General features: G+C 44.2%; 16 protein-coding genes. 10 read left to right on the plus strand and 6 right to left on the minus strand.

Going from position 1 to position 16,617, the window contains the following annotated elements; genetic code table 11:
• Positions 1–58 precede the first annotated feature (58 nt).
• The gene (locus ACBR23_RS02195; RefSeq protein WP_371118610.1) at positions 59–1,096 is read right to left on the minus strand and encodes an aldo/keto reductase; all 1,038 of its coding nucleotides are present in this window, start codon (positions 1,094–1,096) and stop codon (positions 59–61) included.
• 196 nt (positions 1,097–1,292) lie between these two features.
• Between ACBR23_RS02195 and ACBR23_RS02200 the strand changes: the two genes are divergently transcribed.
• The 5 genes from ACBR23_RS02200 to ACBR23_RS02220 all read left to right on the plus strand — a co-directional run bounded on the left by ACBR23_RS02200 (position 1,293) and on the right by ACBR23_RS02220 (position 8,259).
• Positions 1,293–2,432 carry a DegT/DnrJ/EryC1/StrS family aminotransferase gene (locus ACBR23_RS02200; protein WP_371118611.1) on the plus strand — a complete coding sequence of 380 codons (1,140 nt, stop codon included), beginning with the start codon at positions 1,293–1,295 and terminating at the stop codon, positions 2,430–2,432.
• A gap of 119 nt (positions 2,433–2,551) precedes the next feature.
• Positions 2,552–3,424, plus strand: coding sequence for a cyanoexosortase B (crtB, locus tag ACBR23_RS02205; RefSeq protein WP_371118612.1), 873 nt, complete (start codon positions 2,552–2,554; stop codon positions 3,422–3,424).
• A gap of 4 nt (positions 3,425–3,428) precedes the next feature.
• Positions 3,429–4,130 carry a cyanoexosortase B system-associated protein gene (locus ACBR23_RS02210; protein ID WP_371118613.1) on the plus strand — a complete coding sequence of 234 codons (702 nt, stop codon included), beginning with the start codon at positions 3,429–3,431 and terminating at the stop codon, positions 4,128–4,130.
• Positions 4,131–4,261: 131 nt separating this feature from the next.
• The gene (locus ACBR23_RS02215) at positions 4,262–5,764 is read left to right on the plus strand and encodes a polysaccharide biosynthesis/export family protein (protein ID WP_371118615.1); all 1,503 of its coding nucleotides are present in this window, start codon (positions 4,262–4,264) and stop codon (positions 5,762–5,764) included.
• Between the two features lie 203 nt (positions 5,765–5,967).
• Positions 5,968–8,259 carry a GumC family protein gene (locus ACBR23_RS02220; protein ID WP_371118616.1) on the plus strand — a complete coding sequence of 764 codons (2,292 nt, stop codon included), beginning with the start codon at positions 5,968–5,970 and terminating at the stop codon, positions 8,257–8,259.
• Positions 8,260–8,292: 33 nt separating this feature from the next.
• Here ACBR23_RS02220 and ACBR23_RS02225 read toward each other — a convergent pair whose 3' ends face one another.
• Positions 8,293–8,559 (minus strand): hypothetical protein, encoded by a 267-nt coding sequence (locus ACBR23_RS02225; protein ID WP_341735539.1) that lies wholly within the window; start codon positions 8,557–8,559, stop codon positions 8,293–8,295.
• A gap of 532 nt (positions 8,560–9,091) precedes the next feature.
• On the opposite strand from ACBR23_RS02225, the gene lpdA reads away from it, so the two are divergent.
• The 3 genes from lpdA to ACBR23_RS02240 all read left to right on the plus strand — a co-directional run bounded on the left by lpdA (position 9,092) and on the right by ACBR23_RS02240 (position 11,929).
• Complete coding sequence (lpdA, locus tag ACBR23_RS02230; RefSeq protein WP_371118617.1) at positions 9,092–10,531, plus strand: dihydrolipoyl dehydrogenase; 1,440 nt, start codon at positions 9,092–9,094, stop codon at positions 10,529–10,531.
• A 334-nt stretch (positions 10,532–10,865) separates the two neighbouring features.
• The gene (locus ACBR23_RS02235; protein ID WP_371118618.1) at positions 10,866–11,357 is read left to right on the plus strand and encodes a DUF4365 domain-containing protein; all 492 of its coding nucleotides are present in this window, start codon (positions 10,866–10,868) and stop codon (positions 11,355–11,357) included.
• Complete coding sequence (locus ACBR23_RS02240; protein WP_371118619.1) at positions 11,354–11,929, plus strand: hypothetical protein; 576 nt, start codon at positions 11,354–11,356, stop codon at positions 11,927–11,929. Before ACBR23_RS02235 ends, ACBR23_RS02240 begins: the two co-directional genes overlap by 4 nt.
• On the opposite strand, the gene ACBR23_RS02245 is transcribed toward ACBR23_RS02240, so the two are convergent.
• Both ACBR23_RS02245 and ACBR23_RS02250 read right to left on the minus strand, forming a co-directional pair.
• Entirely contained in the window at positions 11,926–12,315 is a 390-nt protein-coding gene (locus tag ACBR23_RS02245; protein ID WP_371118620.1) for a HEPN domain-containing protein, read from the minus strand. The two genes, ACBR23_RS02240 and ACBR23_RS02245, sit on opposite strands and share 4 nt — an antisense overlap.
• Complete coding sequence (locus ACBR23_RS02250) at positions 12,312–12,638, minus strand: nucleotidyltransferase domain-containing protein (RefSeq protein ID WP_371114260.1); 327 nt, start codon at positions 12,636–12,638, stop codon at positions 12,312–12,314. Before ACBR23_RS02250 ends, ACBR23_RS02245 begins: the two co-directional genes overlap by 4 nt.
• A gap of 86 nt (positions 12,639–12,724) precedes the next feature.
• Here ACBR23_RS02250 and ACBR23_RS02255 point away from each other — a divergent pair, with 86 nt between their 5' ends.
• Positions 12,725–13,048: a hypothetical protein gene (locus ACBR23_RS02255; RefSeq protein ID WP_371118621.1), complete on the plus strand. Its 324-nt coding sequence runs from the start codon at positions 12,725–12,727 to the stop codon at positions 13,046–13,048.
• Positions 13,049–13,064: 16 nt separating this feature from the next.
• Entirely contained in the window at positions 13,065–13,499 is a 435-nt protein-coding gene (locus ACBR23_RS02260; protein WP_371118622.1) for a hypothetical protein, read from the plus strand.
• A 21-nt stretch (positions 13,500–13,520) separates the two neighbouring features.
• Here ACBR23_RS02260 and ACBR23_RS02265 read toward each other — a convergent pair whose 3' ends face one another.
• Positions 13,521–13,937, minus strand: a complete 417-nt coding sequence (locus tag ACBR23_RS02265) for a hypothetical protein (protein ID WP_371118623.1) — start codon at positions 13,935–13,937, stop codon at positions 13,521–13,523.
• Between the two features lie 75 nt (positions 13,938–14,012).
• Entirely contained in the window at positions 14,013–16,532 is a 2,520-nt protein-coding gene (locus ACBR23_RS02270) for a hypothetical protein (RefSeq protein ID WP_371120889.1), read from the minus strand.
• Positions 16,533–16,617 lie beyond the last annotated feature (85 nt).

The following is a 16,617-nucleotide window of genomic DNA, read 5'->3' on the forward strand; positions in this document are numbered from 1 at the left end:
GCGCAGGCGGACATTGTTTGTGTAGAAGCGGTTTCAACCGCCGATTAATCTAATAAACCTACGGTGTCGGATTCGGATACTTAGCGTGCACCCCATTGATTTCTGCTACGATCTCTTTATCCAATTCCACATCCAAACTACCGAGATTTTCCTCCAACTGTTCCAGGTTAGTTGCACCAATAATCGTGCTCGTAACAAACCAGCGCGATCGCACATAAGCCAAAGCCATTTGTGCCGGACTTAAATTGTATTTAGCAGCAATCTCAACATACGCTTGCACCGCATCATTCAGATTAGTTTTATCATAACGCTGACCGAAACCAGCGAACAAAGCCAGTCGCGAATTTTCAGGAATTCCCTGCAAATATTTACCAGTCAATAGCCCAAAACCCAAAGGACTGTAAGCCATCAATCCCACCTGCTTAAAACGGCAAGTTTCCGCTAGATTTAGGTGAAAAGTCCGATTGCTCAAACTGAAAGCATTCTGAATCGAAACAACCTTCGGCAAACCGTGTTTTTCTGCCAAATTGCAAAACTCGCAAACTCCCCAAGGAGTCTCATTGCTCAAACCCAAATAGCGGATTTTCCCAGCTTTAATTAAATCAGCAAAAACCTCTAACTGTTCCAGAATAGGTATGGTTTCGTGTTCTTGGGCGATGTCGTAATCCGGCGCGCCAAATAGTGGCACATAGCGATCGGACCAGTGGATCTGATAGAGGTCGATATAGTCAGTTTGCAGGCGTTTCAGGCTGTCATTCAGTGCTGTTTCGACATTTTGGCGATCGATCTGATTTTTCCCTTCCCGAATCCACTTTAATCGAGAACTGCGCCCTGCTATTTTAGTAGCTAAAATGACTTTATCCCGCTGCTGCTTCACCAACCATTCACCGATATATTTCTCAGTTTTCCCCTGAGTTTCTGGCTTAGCTGGCACAGGATACATTTCTGCTGTATCAATAAAATTGACACCTCTATCTCTGGCAAAATCGAGTTGTTGCGCCGCTTCCTCCACAGTGTTCTGCTGACCATAAGTCATCGTACCCAAACAGATTTCAGATACTAATAAATCGCTGTCGCCGAGTTGCTTGTATTCCATGAGTTTGATTTCGTAAAAATTATCTGATTCTATTTTAGCGGAAGATTATGACCTCGTTGACAATTCACGAAAAACGCGATCGCTATTCTCCTCTCTTCCTCTTTCCTCTGCGCTCTCTGCGCCCTCTGCAGTTAAAATATTTCCCCAGATATCCGCACTTAAATGTTAATATAAATAATTCGGAACTCTCAGATGTATGAATAGTCGCCAGCCCCAAGTTTCCTTTGTAAACCTCTCCCTGCAACACGAACCAATTCAATCCCAAATACAACAAGTAATTACCGAAATCATCGCTCAAGGCGACTTTATCTTAGGTCAAGCACTGGCAGAATTTGAAACAGCCTTTGCCGCAGCTTGTGGTGTAAAATATGGTATAGGAGTAGCTTGTGGAACAGATGCGATCGCCCTCGGATTGCAAGCTTGCGGCATCCATCCAGGGGACGAGATTATTATCCCCGCCAACACCTTTATCGCCACCATAATTGGCGTGATGCAAGCCAAGGCTACACCTATTCTCGTAGATTGTGACCCAGAAACCGCCCTGATTGACCTCACAGCAGCCGCCAGAGCTATTACCTCAAAAACCAAAGCAATTATTCCGGTGCATTTATACGGTCAAATGGTGTCGCCTACACAACTGCTAGACTTTGCCAAAAGCTACAATTTAATCATCTTTGAAGATGCGGCCCAAGCCCATCTAGCTTCCAGAGAAGGATACCGTGCAGGTTCCTGTGGCAAAGCAGCAGCATTCAGCTTTTATCCTAGCAAAAACCTTGGCTCTTTTGGGGATGGCGGAATGTTAATTACCAACGATGCAGAGGTAGCACAAAAAATGCGAACCTTACGTAATTACGGCGCACCAAGCAAATATTTACACACAGAAATCGGCACTAATAGCCGCCTCGACAATTTGCAAGCGGCCGTACTCAACGTTAAATTACCCTATTTAGAAACATGGAATCGCGGACGCACTTTAGCCGCCCAATACTACAATACCCTATTAGCACCCCTCAAACAAAAAGGCATTATACCGATCGCCAACCACAGTAGCAGCGGTCACATTTATCACCTCTATGTGATTCAAGTTACTGAGAAAAGCTCCATTAACCGCAATACCCTGCAAGCAAAACTCGGCGAAAATGGCATTCAAACAGGCATTCACTATCCCGTACCTTGTCACTTGCAACCAGCCTACCAAAACTTAGGCAATCCAGGGGACTTTCCCCATACAGAAACCCTGTGCCAACAGATATTGTCATTGCCAATGTATCCCGGATTGAGTAATACTCAGATTGAGCAGGTTGTTGGGGCGATCGCATCATCCTTTAATAGCTAATTGTTAATATAAGTTAAAGTGATGATGTATCAATCAGTATAAATTCCGTTGTCAAATCCTTTGAGTGTCAAATTAAAAAATGTTGAACTCAAGAAGCACAACTCAAAAAAATTAAAATAATGCAAATCCAGCGCCCAATTCGCATCCTGAAGCGATACCTCCTAGAAGAAGGTATTACGGTACTCCTAGTGCTGCTGTATGCGCCCCTGGTATTACACTGGTATGACGGATGGTTCAACAAAAACATTAGCATAGAACACGAATACTTCAGCCACGGAATTATTGGTTTGCCCTACGCAGCTTATATAGCTTGGACTAATCTAAATAGCTGGCGGAAGTTACCCAACTCCCCTCATCCTTTAGGATTAGTGTTACTGCTACTAGCGACCATTTTTTATGTGAGTAGATTAAGCGATTTTGTAAATTTATCTCTGTGCCTAATGCTAGGCAGTATTTGCTTGTGTTTAAAAGGAATACCAGGCTTGAAATTGCAGGGAATACCACTTTTTTTTATATTGCTAGCTTCGCCAAATCACATTCCTTACTTAATCGAACCCTACGCCTTGCCTTTGCAGCACTTAATTGCGGAAATATCGGGCTTAATTTTAATCAAAGCTGGTCTTAATGTCAGAGTAGAAGAAGTTTATCTGTATGTAAACGATCGCATTGTAGAGGTTGCACCCCACTGTGCGGGTCTAAAAATGCTGTTTACCAGTCTGTATGTTAGCTTAATGCTGCTGGACTGGACAGGAGTTGGGACTTCATGCAAAAAAAGCATTTTATTTCTAGCGAGTACATCTATCATTAGTATCAGTTCAAATATCCTCCGCAATACTTTACTCACTTACTTTCACGGCACCGAGAAAGTAGGACTGTTTACTTGGCTACACGCCGGATGGGGTGGAGATTTATATTCTGCTTGTATACTAGGTTTATTGGTACTTTTGATCGACGGTATGGAAAAATATTTCCCAAGCCAGTCTGGCCATTAAAAAAATGATTTCAGCACGCAAACTACTAAAGCGATACCAGTTATTTAAAATTATCGTAATTATGTTTTTACTGGTACTGGTTGGGGCAGTAGCAATTCCGGGCTATGGTACGGGAAGGTGGCCCTGGACAAACCCGCCCGCAGTGACAAACCTCAAGCAATTAAAAACTTTACGTCAAAATGGGTTGACACTTCCCGGCTGGGAGGTAATCCGGGTGCAGAATAACGTACTAATTGGCGGTCACAAGTGGTTAGTTCAAGAAATTAAAAATCCTCAAACAATGGCAATTTTATTAATGTTGCCTCAAAATGGTCCCAAAGACCAGCCCCAGGTGGAATGGCTGGATATCAAGGGGTTTCATCGGTGGCAAACAGATGCCGATCGCACTTTGCCGTTTATAGTTAATTTAAACCCAGTACCAAACGCCAAGACTACAACCATCAAAGCCAGGTTTTTCCGCAGCCGGACTGCCCAACACACCTTTGCGGTCTTACAATGGTACGCTTGGCAAAACGGGGGTTCGACCGCAACAAGTCGCTGGTTTTGGGAAGACAGCATTGCTAGACTGTCAAATCGTCGTGCCTCCTGGGTAGCTGTGTGCATCATTGTTCCCATTGAACCGGATAGTGACATTAAAATAGCTGAACCCATCCTCAAATCTCTGGGTGAAATTGTGCAGGCTAAATTAATGGCAGAAACTTTTTGAAAAAATCGGGCAACCTCGACCCCCCCCTGCCCCCCCCAAGGGGGGATTTGGGATGGAGAAGGGAATGGTTCAGGGGAAAATACAATTTATCAAAAATAATTTAATTGAGCATGAATTATAGACATTTTAAAATGAATAAAAATTATGTTGCTTTTTCCCTGACAGGTCTTTATTCAACTGTTTGGACTCTATGTTTTACAACTATATTTTGGGGTTTCAATGCCAAAGTTTTTCCTCAACAGACTTTAGCACAACCTGTGATTCCTAGTTCCGAATTGCTCGATCGCCCGCCACTACCAGTACCCACACCGCCACCAGCAAGACCTAACGCGGACATCAACCCAGCATTCCGCAATCGCCCCTACCGACTAGGCCCAGGAGACCAGATTGCAATTCAAGTTCAGCGCTTCCCAGAGCTCAATTTTACAGGTGCTATCAGCCCCGAAGGCATAATTATCATGCCACTGATTGGCACTGTAAATGTGCGCGGCCTGACGGTGGAAGAAACACAGCAGCGCCTGCGCGAACGTTTAGCCCAATTTCTGAAAAATCCCCAAGTCTTCGCATCCCTGCTAGTTCAGCGCCCTGTAGTCGTGACAGTCACAGGAGAAGTTGCCAGACCCGGTTTTTATCCCCTGCAAACCCCCCAAATTCCCGCAGCCCTAGCGGCAGCCAGCGGTACGACTCCGACGGCCCAACTGCGGGCGGTGCGGGTGCGGCGGACACTGCCCTCCGGCGCTATTGCCGAGCAAATAGTTGACATTTTGACACCGTTGCAAACTGGTGTTTCTCCCCCTGATTTGCGTTTAGAGGATGGAGATGCGATCGTCATACCTTATCAACAGACTACGCCCGATCGCAAATCCGATCAAGATTTAGCATCCAGGTACAGCTTGGCAGCAGCCAGTACCCCTGTCCAAGTCACTGTCACCGGAGAAGTCAGCAAACCAGGTTTTTACACGCTTCCGGCCGGTGGTGGGCGAATTTCTGCCGCTTTAGTCGCTGCGGGGGGAGTTACCACAAAAGCTGATTTGCGGGCGGTACGAGTGCGACGGACACTGGTGAATGGCACATCTGTGGAAGAACCCATCGACCTCTACACTCCCCTAGCAAGGGCTAGGGACTTGTTTGATTTCCCCCTAGCTTCTGGAGATGCGATTATTATTCCCGAACTGGATGCTACTCAGAAAAATCTGGACTACGACAAGACTTTGGTTTCGCGCTCTACCTTAATCAAACCCCGGATCTATGTTCGAGTTTTGAGTTACGCTAGTGGTGGTTTGACCTCTTTCTACATAGAAAATGGTAGTACCTTTTTGGATGCTCTCAACAACTTGCCTGTAAATCTTGCGGATATGCGGAACATTGCCTTGATTCGGTTTGACCAAAAGCAAGGTCGAGCTGTCAACCGCAAAATAGATGCTAAAGCTGCTTTGGAGGGAAATCTTTCTCAGAATCCAATGTTGCAAGATAATGATGTGATTGTGATTGGTAGGAATCTGGTAGAGCGAGTTGGTTTTGCCATCAATAGTTTTACTCGACCATTTCGCGATATTTTGGGCTTTATTTTGTTTTTTGAGCAGTTGAGAAATGGGGTAAAAAATTTGTTCGTACCTAATGATTCTCGTAAGTAGTTATTGGGAATTGGGCCTAGGGAATTGGGCATTGGGCCTAGGGAATTGGACCTAGGGAATTGGGCATTGGGCCTAGGGAATTGGGCATTGGTTATGAGTTATGAGTTATGAGTTATTGGTTATTAAAAACCATAACTAACAGTCAACAGTCAAAAATCAACTGTCAACTGTCAACTGTCAACAGTCAACTGTCAACAATCCTTATGACTTTATCAGTTGTTAAACGTTATTTAATTGCTTTCGACCAATACAAATGGGTGGGATTGGCTACTTTAGCTGTGACTGTGGGCGTGTCGGGAGTAGTGGCCGTGCAGCCAACTCCGCGGCCAATTTACATAGCATCAGGTATGCTCGCCTACCGCCGCCCAACAGTGATTTTTTCAGCGACTACTACTAAAATTCAACAGGAAGGACAAGAAATAACTAAAGATATGTTGCTGGATAAAAAAGTGCTTGAAGGAGCAGCAGAAAAACTCATCCAAGCAGCCGAAAAAAAATCTAATAAACAATCAGCAGCTAAAATAAAGAAAGAAGAAGCTGCAAAAGAACTAGAAGATGTGACTAAAAGGCTGGCAAAAAACGTGCAGGTAAAGATGCCGACTAAGAATAATGACCCCAGCGCTTTGATTCAAGTTTTATACAAAAATGCCGATCGCAAAAAAGCCGAAATAGTAGCAGAGATATTGATGAAAGAAATGGTAGATCGCAGCCAAACCATTAATACTTCCCGACTGCGAGAGACCATAGCCCAAATTAACAAGCGTTTGCCAAAAGTCACTCAGGAACTCAGAGAGACAGAGGAAAAACTCGAAGCCTATGAAAAACGAGAACAAACCTCTATTTTAGCAGCTCAGAGCGGTACTTTGCCCCAAGCGATCACTAATAGCGAACAGCAGCAACGACAACTGCGAGTGCAGTTGGGAGCAATTGAAGCTCAAATCAACAGCTTGCAAAATCGCTTGGGATTAAATGTGGATCAAGCTTACGTCTCTCAAGCACTCTCTGCCGATCCGATTATTGGCCAACTGCGAGTGCAAATTTTTTCCCTCGAATCTCAGCTCAAAATTCTGCGGAGCGACTTGCAGGAAGAACACCCAAAAATTGTAGAATTGGTCAAACAAAAACAAGCTTTTGACCAACAGTTGCAGCAGCGACAATCGGAGGTGCTAGGCGGTAACGGTGTCAGTGCTCCACTCCAAAGTGCCGATCGAATTCGAGTAGATTCTGCCTTAGATCCCGCCAGACAACAGTTAGCTCAAAATTTGATTGCTTTGCAAACACAAAAAGAAGTTGTGCAACAGCAAATCAAGGGAGTGGAGAAAACAGAACAAGAATTGCGCCGACAACACGCCACAATTCCTAATAAGCAATTAGAACAAGCGCGTTTAGCCCAGCAAGTCGGGTTCAAAAAAGCTCTCTACGATAAAATGCAGTCGGCTTTGGTAGATGCTGAAGCGGCGGTAGCCGAGACTACAGGTAGTTTGACAATTGCTCAATTGCCAAAAACTGATGACGTTGAGTCCACCAAGAGAGGTTTGCCGGTGATGCTGGCGGTGGGAGGCTTTGTGGGATTGCTGTTGGGCGGCGGATTGATATTTTTGCTGGGGATGCTCAACGGCAAGTTTTATAGTTGGGAAGAGGTACGGGCTGCTTTGGCGGAAAAGGAAGTGGCAATACTGGGTGTGTTACCGGAAGTGTCTATCCTTGATTCCTACGGCTTGGAGATGCCGATCGCCCTGGATGCCAATTCGCCCTATTTAGAATTTTACGAGCGGTTGCGCAGTAATTTACGCCGGATTGGTAACAAACCGGTGAAGGTGGTGTTGCTAACTTCCGCCGCGGCCGAGGAGGGAAAAACCTTTAGCGCTTACAATTTGGCTATTGCTTCAGCTCGATCGGGCAAACGGACTTTGTTAATTGAAGCAGATTTGCGCGAGGCTTCTCACATTGAATGTCTGCAAATCGCGATCGATCCTCTGGCGGCGGTAGAACCTTTACACTATTACGGCAATATCAGCGAGTGTGTCCGTTTAGTACCCAATGTGGAAAACCTATACGTCATACCGAGTCCGGGCTTTTTGCATCAGGCTGCGGGGGTACTCGAATCCAGCGAAATGCGGAGATTGTTCCAGGATGTTCGCAATCGCTTCGATTTTGTGGTGGTGGACTCTCCGGCTTTGAGCGAGTGCAATGACGCCCTCACCCTGGAACCTTACACTGACGGTATGATTTTGGTGGCGAGGCCTGGTTATACTCTATCGAGTATGTTGTCGGAAGCTGCGGATCAGTTGCTCGAATCTGATGACGAGGAGTCGAGTAAATCCCCGCGGTTGTTGGGGGCGATTATTAATGGTGCTGACATTGCGGTGAAGTTCCGCCACGATATTGAGGAAGTGGAAAGGCCTTTGGGTGCGATCGACCATAGAGCCATAGAAGTGCGATCGAGCCGATTACCCCAGCAGCAGTCAAAGCTCAAAAAGAAAGCCACTAAATAGTATAGCCTTCTTCGCGGCGGTTAGGAAATTCTGCTATTCCTTAGATTCCGGCCGCGATCGCCGCTTGTTCTGGATAAACTGTTCTAAATCGGCGATCGCATCTTCAAAATCCGACAAATTAATTTTCGCAGGTTTAGGCTGCTTGGGCGGACTAGAAGACTTGGGAGCGACAGCCGGAGACTGAGGTTCTACGGCTGGACTGCTGCTGGCTTCTATATAATCGAACAATTCATCAAGAGACTCAAAAAATGATTGAGCCGAGGTCCGGCGTGAATCTTTCTGGTCATAGTCTTCCATCATAAACCACTCCATTTGACCGTAAAATTGCAAACAAACTCTGCGAGATGCCAAGCCTTACAAAAATTAGACCCAAAAACGAGATTAAAATCAACAAGGGAAGCCAAAAAAGGCAATCACCGAATCCAGAAGTCCTACCAGACAATGCGACTCTCCAACCCTATTTAGCTTCAGCCCCGCTTACTTGACAATTTATATTTACAATACATACCCAACTTAAAACAATCAACTGTGAAAAATTAGTCCAAGATGCAGAAACCGGGGTTTTTTACGCAAATACTGCATTTTAGCCTTTAAGACTGGTGAACACTTCCACCACGCGAGGGTGCTTTGGTATTTAGGCGTCCAGGACTAAAAATCTCAGTTACTGGGGAAATTTGTCTAATTAACCCTAGTCTAGTCGAAAATAAGGATCGGGACTGATGCAAAGATCGCTGCTATTACAGGATTGCGATCGCCATGTACCAGCTTTAAATCACGAAAATACTGTATTTTTGCTTAAGTCCTCAGATAGAAATAACACTAGGAGAATCAGGTGACTCAGGGATTTGATTACGATTTAGCAATTATCGGCGCCGGCGTCGGCGGACACGGCGCGGCCATCCACGCCGTTAGCTGCGGGCTGAAAGTGGCAATTATCGAAGCCGGCGACATGGGCGGAACTTGTGTCAACCGCGGCTGTATTCCCTCTAAGGCGCTGCTGGCGGCTGCGGGGCGGGTGCGGGATTTGCGCAATGCTCACCATTTGAAGACTTTGGGTATTCAGTTGGGGAGTGTGGATTTCGATCGAGGGGCGATCGCCAATCATGCTAACACCATTGTCAGCAAACTGCGTGGCGACTTGACCAACAGCCTCAAACGTTTGAATGTCGATATCATCCAAGGCTGGGGAAAAATCGCCGGTTCTCAAAAAATCACCATCGAAACCGATAAAGGCGAAAAAACGATTACCGCCAAGGATATTATCCTCGCTCCCGGTTCGGTTCCTTTTGTTCCCCCAGGGATAGAAATTGACGGCAAAACTGTATTTACTAGCGACGATGCTGTCAGATTGGAATCGCTTCCGAAGTGGATTGCGATTATTGGTAGTGGTTATATCGGTTTGGAGTTTTCCGATATTTACACTGCATTGGGCTGTGAAATCACGATGATTGAGGCCTTAGATCAATTAATGCCAACTTTTGACCCAGATATTGCTAAGTTAGCAGAACGGGTGTTAATTACACCCCGCGATATTGAAACAAAAGTTGGTGTTTTGGCGAAGAAGATTACTCCTGGTTCGCCGGTAATTATCGAATTAGCTGATTTCAAAACTAAGGAAATTGTCGAAGTTTTGGAAGTTGATGCTTGTTTGGTAGCGACGGGCCGAGTTCCTGTCAGTAAGAATTTGGGGTTAGAAACTGCTGGTGTGGAAACGATGCGCGGTTATATCCCCGTTAACGATAAGATGCAGGTTTTGGCTGGGGGAGAACCGGTCAAGCATTTGTGGGCGATCGGCGATGTCAATGGCAAGATGATGTTAGCTCACTCTGCGTCTGCTCAGGGCATTGCGGCGGTGGAAAATATCTGCGGGCGCGATCGGGAAATTGACTATTTGAGCATCCCAGCAGCAGCATTTACTCACCCAGAAATTAGCTATGTGGGAATGACAGAACCGGCCGCGAAGGAGTTAGGAAAAACCGAAGGGTTTGAGGTAGCTTCTGTCAAGACTTATTTTAAGGGAAATTCTAAGGCTATTGCTGAAGGGGAAACCGACGGTACGGCTAAGGTGATTTACCGGAAGGATACGGGGGAGTTGTTGGGTGTTCACATTTTCGGTTTGCACGCTTCCGATTTGATTCAAGAGGCGGCAAATGCGATCGCGCAACGAGATTCTGTTCATACTTTAGCATTCCGAGTGCACACTCACCCGACGCTTTCGGAAGTGTTGGATGAGGCGTTTAAACGGGCGGCTGGGGCGGCCGGCGGTCATTAATCTGTAGGGGCGGAGTTCCGATTAGTGTCAACTTAAGTCTAAACCCTTGAGAAAACTCGTTTGTAGTCTAGTCTCGATCCCCCTAAATCCCCACCCCCCCCTAGCCCCCCCACCCCCCCCTGCCCCCCCCAAGGGGGGATGGGGGAAGGGGGACTTTGAGAAGACTCTTGTCCCCCCCTTGTTAAGGGGGGCTAGGGGGGATCTCCGGGTTTTAAAACACGCCCTAGGGGGGATCGAGAGGCTATCGGATCAACAAAAGACTGGTACTATATTTGACGTGTTTGTTGACACTAATGTGCGATCGTGACCGCCCCTTTTTGAGAAGTGTGTTTAAATGGAACTAAACCAACGCAAAGAATTATTTAGCAAAGCTTACGTGCGTGCTGTGGCGGCAGTCGCCGGCTGTTCTGTAGATCAACCTGAGAATGATTATGATAGCGTCGATCTGTGTATCAAGGCGATCGGCTACGATCCAATGCAACCACACCGCCTCGAATTGCAGTTAAAATGTACTTCAAGAGATGTACTTGATGCTGAATCTGTGCGATATCCGCTCAATCTCAAAAATTATAACGACTTAAGAGTCACCACTTTTATTCCCCGCCTACTGATTGTGGTTTTAGTACCAGAAAATATCGGGGAATGGATACAACAGTCAGAGTCTGAAATGTTGATCAAACATTGTGCCTATTGGGTATCGCTGCGGGGAATGCCGGAAACTAGAAATACAAATCGCATTACTGTTGAATTGCTCCGACGGAATCAGTTTACACCAGATGCTCTTGAGTCAATTATGCAGCGTATTAGCAAAGGAGGTGTCCCATGAAGGTAAATGTACAGGATTTTGAAGTTTTCAATAGTTTAGATGTGAATGTGATTGTAGCATATTTACAAAGAACTGGCTGGCACGAACATAGCCGACTTTATGACAATAAAGGAGCGATTTGGATTAAGAAAAATGATACTGGAGATGTGTTTGATATTGGGCTACCCTTGACAAGGGAATTTGCCGATTATCCAGCTCGAATGGGAGATGCTGTCAAGACGCTGGAAGCGGCAGAAAATCGTTCTCAGTTAGAGATTTTAAGCGATTTAGTTACTTCGTTAGACAATACGGAAATTCAAGGGTTTGTTGTGAAAGTCGATCGCGAAGAAGGCGAAAAAATTGCTAAGGTAGTAATGATGGGGTTTGTTGTGGGTAAGTTGCAGAAAATCTATCTCGAATTGAAAGAAAATGATTTGAATTTGGCACTGAAAGCTTATCAGGAAAGAATTCCTGTCACTTGCGGTGGCGATTTTGTCAAAGAGGGCGGATATTTTGCGGTGAAAAATCTGCGGGAGTTTGCTTTGATGGTAGAGGAAGCTAAAGGAGATGAAATTGCGATCGCAGTTATTTAGGGCGGTGGTAGAGTGCCGATCGCATTTTGGGCTAATTCTAGAAATTCTTCAGCTTGGGCGATCGAATCTGCGGCTTGATCGCTCATAACGGCATCAAGTTCGCCGTAATCTCCAGCATTTCGCAATTCCTGAGCTCTGATGAGGTATCGGTGAAACTTAACAGGAACTCTTCCTGTACGAGCAAATTCTCGACCAAAGGCACTAATGACTGCGGAATGTTTAGAAAAAGATAGCCCTTCACCTTCTAAAAATGCTTCGGCGATATAAAACATCGTGTAGTAGGCGCGAGAGGCTGGATAATCCGGGTATTCGCCATCTAACATTAATTTTGCCGCTGCAAGGCTTTGACGAGCTTTGAGAAGTAAGTTTAATTGAGCGGATGTCATATTAAAATTCCCTCTTTACGGATATTTCTGAGCAAAGGGCCTTGATAATTAGTGAATTTTTCTTCATTCATAAACTGGCAGCTAATCACTTCATCATTTTGGAGCGACAAATCTGCTACAATCTGAAGAGTTCTATCAATTTCGACCCCGGCTTGAACTGGCGCTTTGAGAACTACTAACACATCTATATCTGAATCGGGATGTGCATCGCCTCGCGCCTGGGAACCGTAGAGCACCATTGTGACAAGGCGGCTGTCGTAAATTTGCTCGAAGTGCGATCGGAGTTGCGTCAGTATGTTCTTAAGTTTATCGTTAATGCTCATATTTGTGATAAATGATTGTAGGGCGATATATTCTCTGTGCTAAAATTGCTGTATAGGAACAAGATTAAGCATAAACCAGGTGCGAGGTGATTTCAAGTCAAGATTGGACAGTTCCAGAAGCAGCTAGCCAGAAAATACCCGAATCCTGGGGTGATGCACAGCCAAATAAAAAGAAACCGGGTTGGCGGTGGCGAGATCCAGCAAATCAGGGAAATGGCGTGAGGATTGACAGAGGGGATGCAGATAGCAATTTTCCTTCACAGCAGGTAGACCATGTTATTCTTAGAAAAGATGGTCAAGTTATCAGTAAAAATGGTCAACCCATCGCAGGTAGCATCAAAAATAATCCCACAGAAGCTCACATCGCTTTAGATGAATGGTTGGAATGGCAAACTTGGTACGCACCTTAATAAAGGAGAAAGTTGTATGGTAAAGTATCCGAAAATGAGAGAGGAGTTGTTAGAAACTCTCCGCAATTTGGCAGATAGAGACTATCAAGATCAAGTTTGGGTAAAAAGAGATTATCCGCTAGGAATTAAGTACGACTGTTTTGATGAGGCGGTGCATTTTCTTTACGATGATACAGTGTTGGCAGAAAACCCTGATGCGGCGATCGGAGTAATTATTGAAAATGAAAAAGAAGCTCGTTTCATGGAAGCAGTTTGTCAGGCTATAGACTTAGTGTTTGAGGCGTTGGGGACCGAAGTTTCTGATGAGGAATATATTAAATCATCTGAGTGGACAGGTGTAGTTGAGGCAGCATCGAAAGCTTTGCAGGCGATGAAATTCAATCGCAGGAAGCCGTTAAGGTTTAAGTTAAAGTGCGATTCCCGACGGGATAGCTACCCTTCACGCACTTGAGGCAGAATGCTGCAAATCTGGCTAAATCTTAGCAACAACAAAACGAGATTCGATATCGATCGACCAGTTTTCATCAATAACTTTCAGATTGGCATCTAAAATCAGAGTCAGTTCGCCAATTTCATCATCGCCATCATCGATCACCAGGTTGTTTTCAACCGCAGATAGATCGGCTTTTAGCAAAAATTTAAGTTTAATCCAGTGCGAGGTGGGATGGTTGTTGATAATATTTGTGCCGAGCGATCGGGCGATCAACTCAGCACAGATAGGATGAATGAAAGCAATCTCTTCATAAAACTTATTGTTGTCCCAATAACCGCGTATTTTGTAATTGCAGGATTGCAGATGTTTCTCGATTAGGTGATTCAGGGCGATCGGTGCTAATAGTTTAGCAAGTTCATCCCAAATTTGGTGATTTGTCAAAGTTACTGCATTCATCAGTTGTAATGATCTTTTGTTCAGTCAAGGTAAAGTGCGATCGCTATAATACAGAGTTGCGGGCGATCGCATTACTCACTTCTTAGCTGAAATGGTAAACTCAACTGAGCGACCATTTGAAGTAATGTAGGCTGATGATGGCATTCCCCAAATATTACCTTCAAATTCTAGTATTTTCCCGTTGTTTAGAGTTATTTGCACTCCATGTCGTCCTTCAAACTTTACCTGAACATATGTTCCTTCGGAAGTGCATCTAGGAAATAAGCCAGTACCCCAAACTCCAATCGGATTACTATCACAGCTAATCACCAGCTTCCTCGTAGGTGTGCCTTCATATTTTCTAGCTTGAATAGTTAACTTCTGTCCACTAGGGATTGTCTGCCCAATTTTGATATTGAAGAAAGGTTTTCTCAAGTTGTATTCATTTATTTCACCACCAAACGCACCATGACCTATTTGAGCGATCTCACCGGGAGGTGTCAGAGTCAATACTCCTTCAGATTCAACTATTTCATACCAACTACTACTATAATTTTTGGCCGCTAAGTCAGTTACACCGCATCCAATAACTAAATCAATAAACTGAGCAGCGGGATTAGAATCGCACTCAACTTTTACTTCTTGAAACTCTCCTATATCTGTCGAGCTAGATAATGCCACAAGTGCTGGATCGGGTGGAATTTCTGTAACAGTGAATCGCCCAATATAAGGCCCTTTGACAATATCGCGAGTCATATTTTCACCGATCATAAAACTGGTGTAAGTATTTTTGCCTGCATCACCCAAAGTAAGTAAGAGATTACCTCCCTTACCTACTTTGTTCTTAAGGCTTTCATGCTGTTTACCCTGCAAGTCAAATAATTTACCAAATAATTCACTCACAATTTTGTCGCCGTCAATATCATATACAATCGATGCAATTTGCAGTAGATTTCCTCGCTTTCCGAGACAATTCATTAATGTAACAAAGGAATTATCACCTTCTTTTTGCTTGATCAAGTCCCTGCTACAATCATCTCTCAGTAAATTTGCTTTATTTAATTTAGTAGCTATCTCAATCATTCTTTCTTTACGAGTTTTAGTTTCATTTCCCCCTATTTTGTTTGCTCCTGCTTTTAATTGATTAAGATCGAGAACGGTATCTACCGCCGCCAAAGCATTTATCACTGCTACCCCACTATTCCAACCATAAGCTCCAAATTCATACTTACTATTTCTGTCATACTTAGCACCGGGCGACATAATTACATCGTAAGTACCAGGTTTCCAACTTCCAGTTTTAGGCTTGAGAAGCTCACTAAATGGTTCACTTGGTAATTGGTTGTCTATGAATGGTAAGTTTATGTCAGTTGATAAAAATATTTCTTCCGCAACAATATCTGATTCACGGATGCCACCATTTTTGTAATCTTCTGAAGTGACATTTTTAAAAGAGGGAAATTTACCAGCAGGAAGAACTAATACCTGTTGGGCGACGGGAGTAGTCCCAGAAATCTTGATTCCATCTGAGGTTGATTCTAATTCTAGTCCGTGTAAAACCAGAGGTGTATCCTGACCAAGAAGCACCGAATTTCTATCTAATTGCTTGGCAATCTCATATTTAATTTTGCTGGTTCCTGATTGAGCATTGGCTGGTGGAACTAACCAGTCAAACAACCCCAATTTTGAATTATCAGCAGCAACTAGATTTTTGAAATTGCTATTAAGTTTTGATGTGGGTTGAGATTGTATTACAGTAGGGTCGTCGCTAACTTCACCACTTCCAATGTTTTTGAGCATGAAATCTTTAAAAGCATTAGCACGCTCAACAGTTAAAAAAGAGCCTACTTGTACTGCCTGCTTACCTGTTTTCTCTCTTGTCTTCGATAAAGCGTCTTGACAAAATTTAGATTTTACTGTCTGTAGGTTACTCTCGCTGTAATCAACAAAAACAGGATACAGTTTGACAGGATAAGCTTTGGGGTCTGTGGGTAATGAGTCGCCGCATACAGGCTTCGGAAATTGTACTTTATCGAAAGGGTTGGCAGAATTATTTGGTTTTGCTGGTGTTACTGGTTTTGCTGATGTTACTGTAGGACTGGGTTTTGAAGGGGTAGAAACGCTAGAAGATTTTCCAAACAGAGATTTTGCTACTGATAGAGCAATGTCAGTAGATAGATCGATCGCTTTTTCATCTAAAATTGACTGGGACTCAGATACCAGCTTCACTAGCTTTTGAAAATTAGAATTTTCACTAACAGCTTTAAACACAGAAACACGCTGCTCAAAAGACAAGCTAGAAAATATAGGGTTCGTAAACACTAAACTTCTAGCCGTTGACTCAAAGCTCAATTCAGGCTGCTCGCGTTCCCCTGGAATCACAAAGTCGAGCAGCCTGATTTCATTGCCGAATTTAGCTGCGACAACAGAAGTAGACTTACCTGATGACTTCGGTATCCTGATATTTGTGCCATTAGACTTAAGTGATTTGGCTTCAGCAAAGGTCATCACCTGACCAGCGCCTAAATCAGCTTGTCCAGATGGTGTGCTAGTAACTTTAATTTCTAATCTGGCGGTGGGAAACTCCAGTTTTTTTTCAAACAAAGTTTCCGTCACTGAACAGCTATATGTCAAGAATACAGTCAGAAAAAATAGAGTCGAGATTTTTGCGAATCTTCGTACAGTGTTTAAATATTTCACT

Origin of the sequence: Microcoleus sp., assembly GCF_041354475.1 — a bacterium.
Taxonomy (GTDB): domain Bacteria; phylum Cyanobacteriota; class Cyanobacteriia; order Cyanobacteriales; family Microcoleaceae; genus Microcoleus.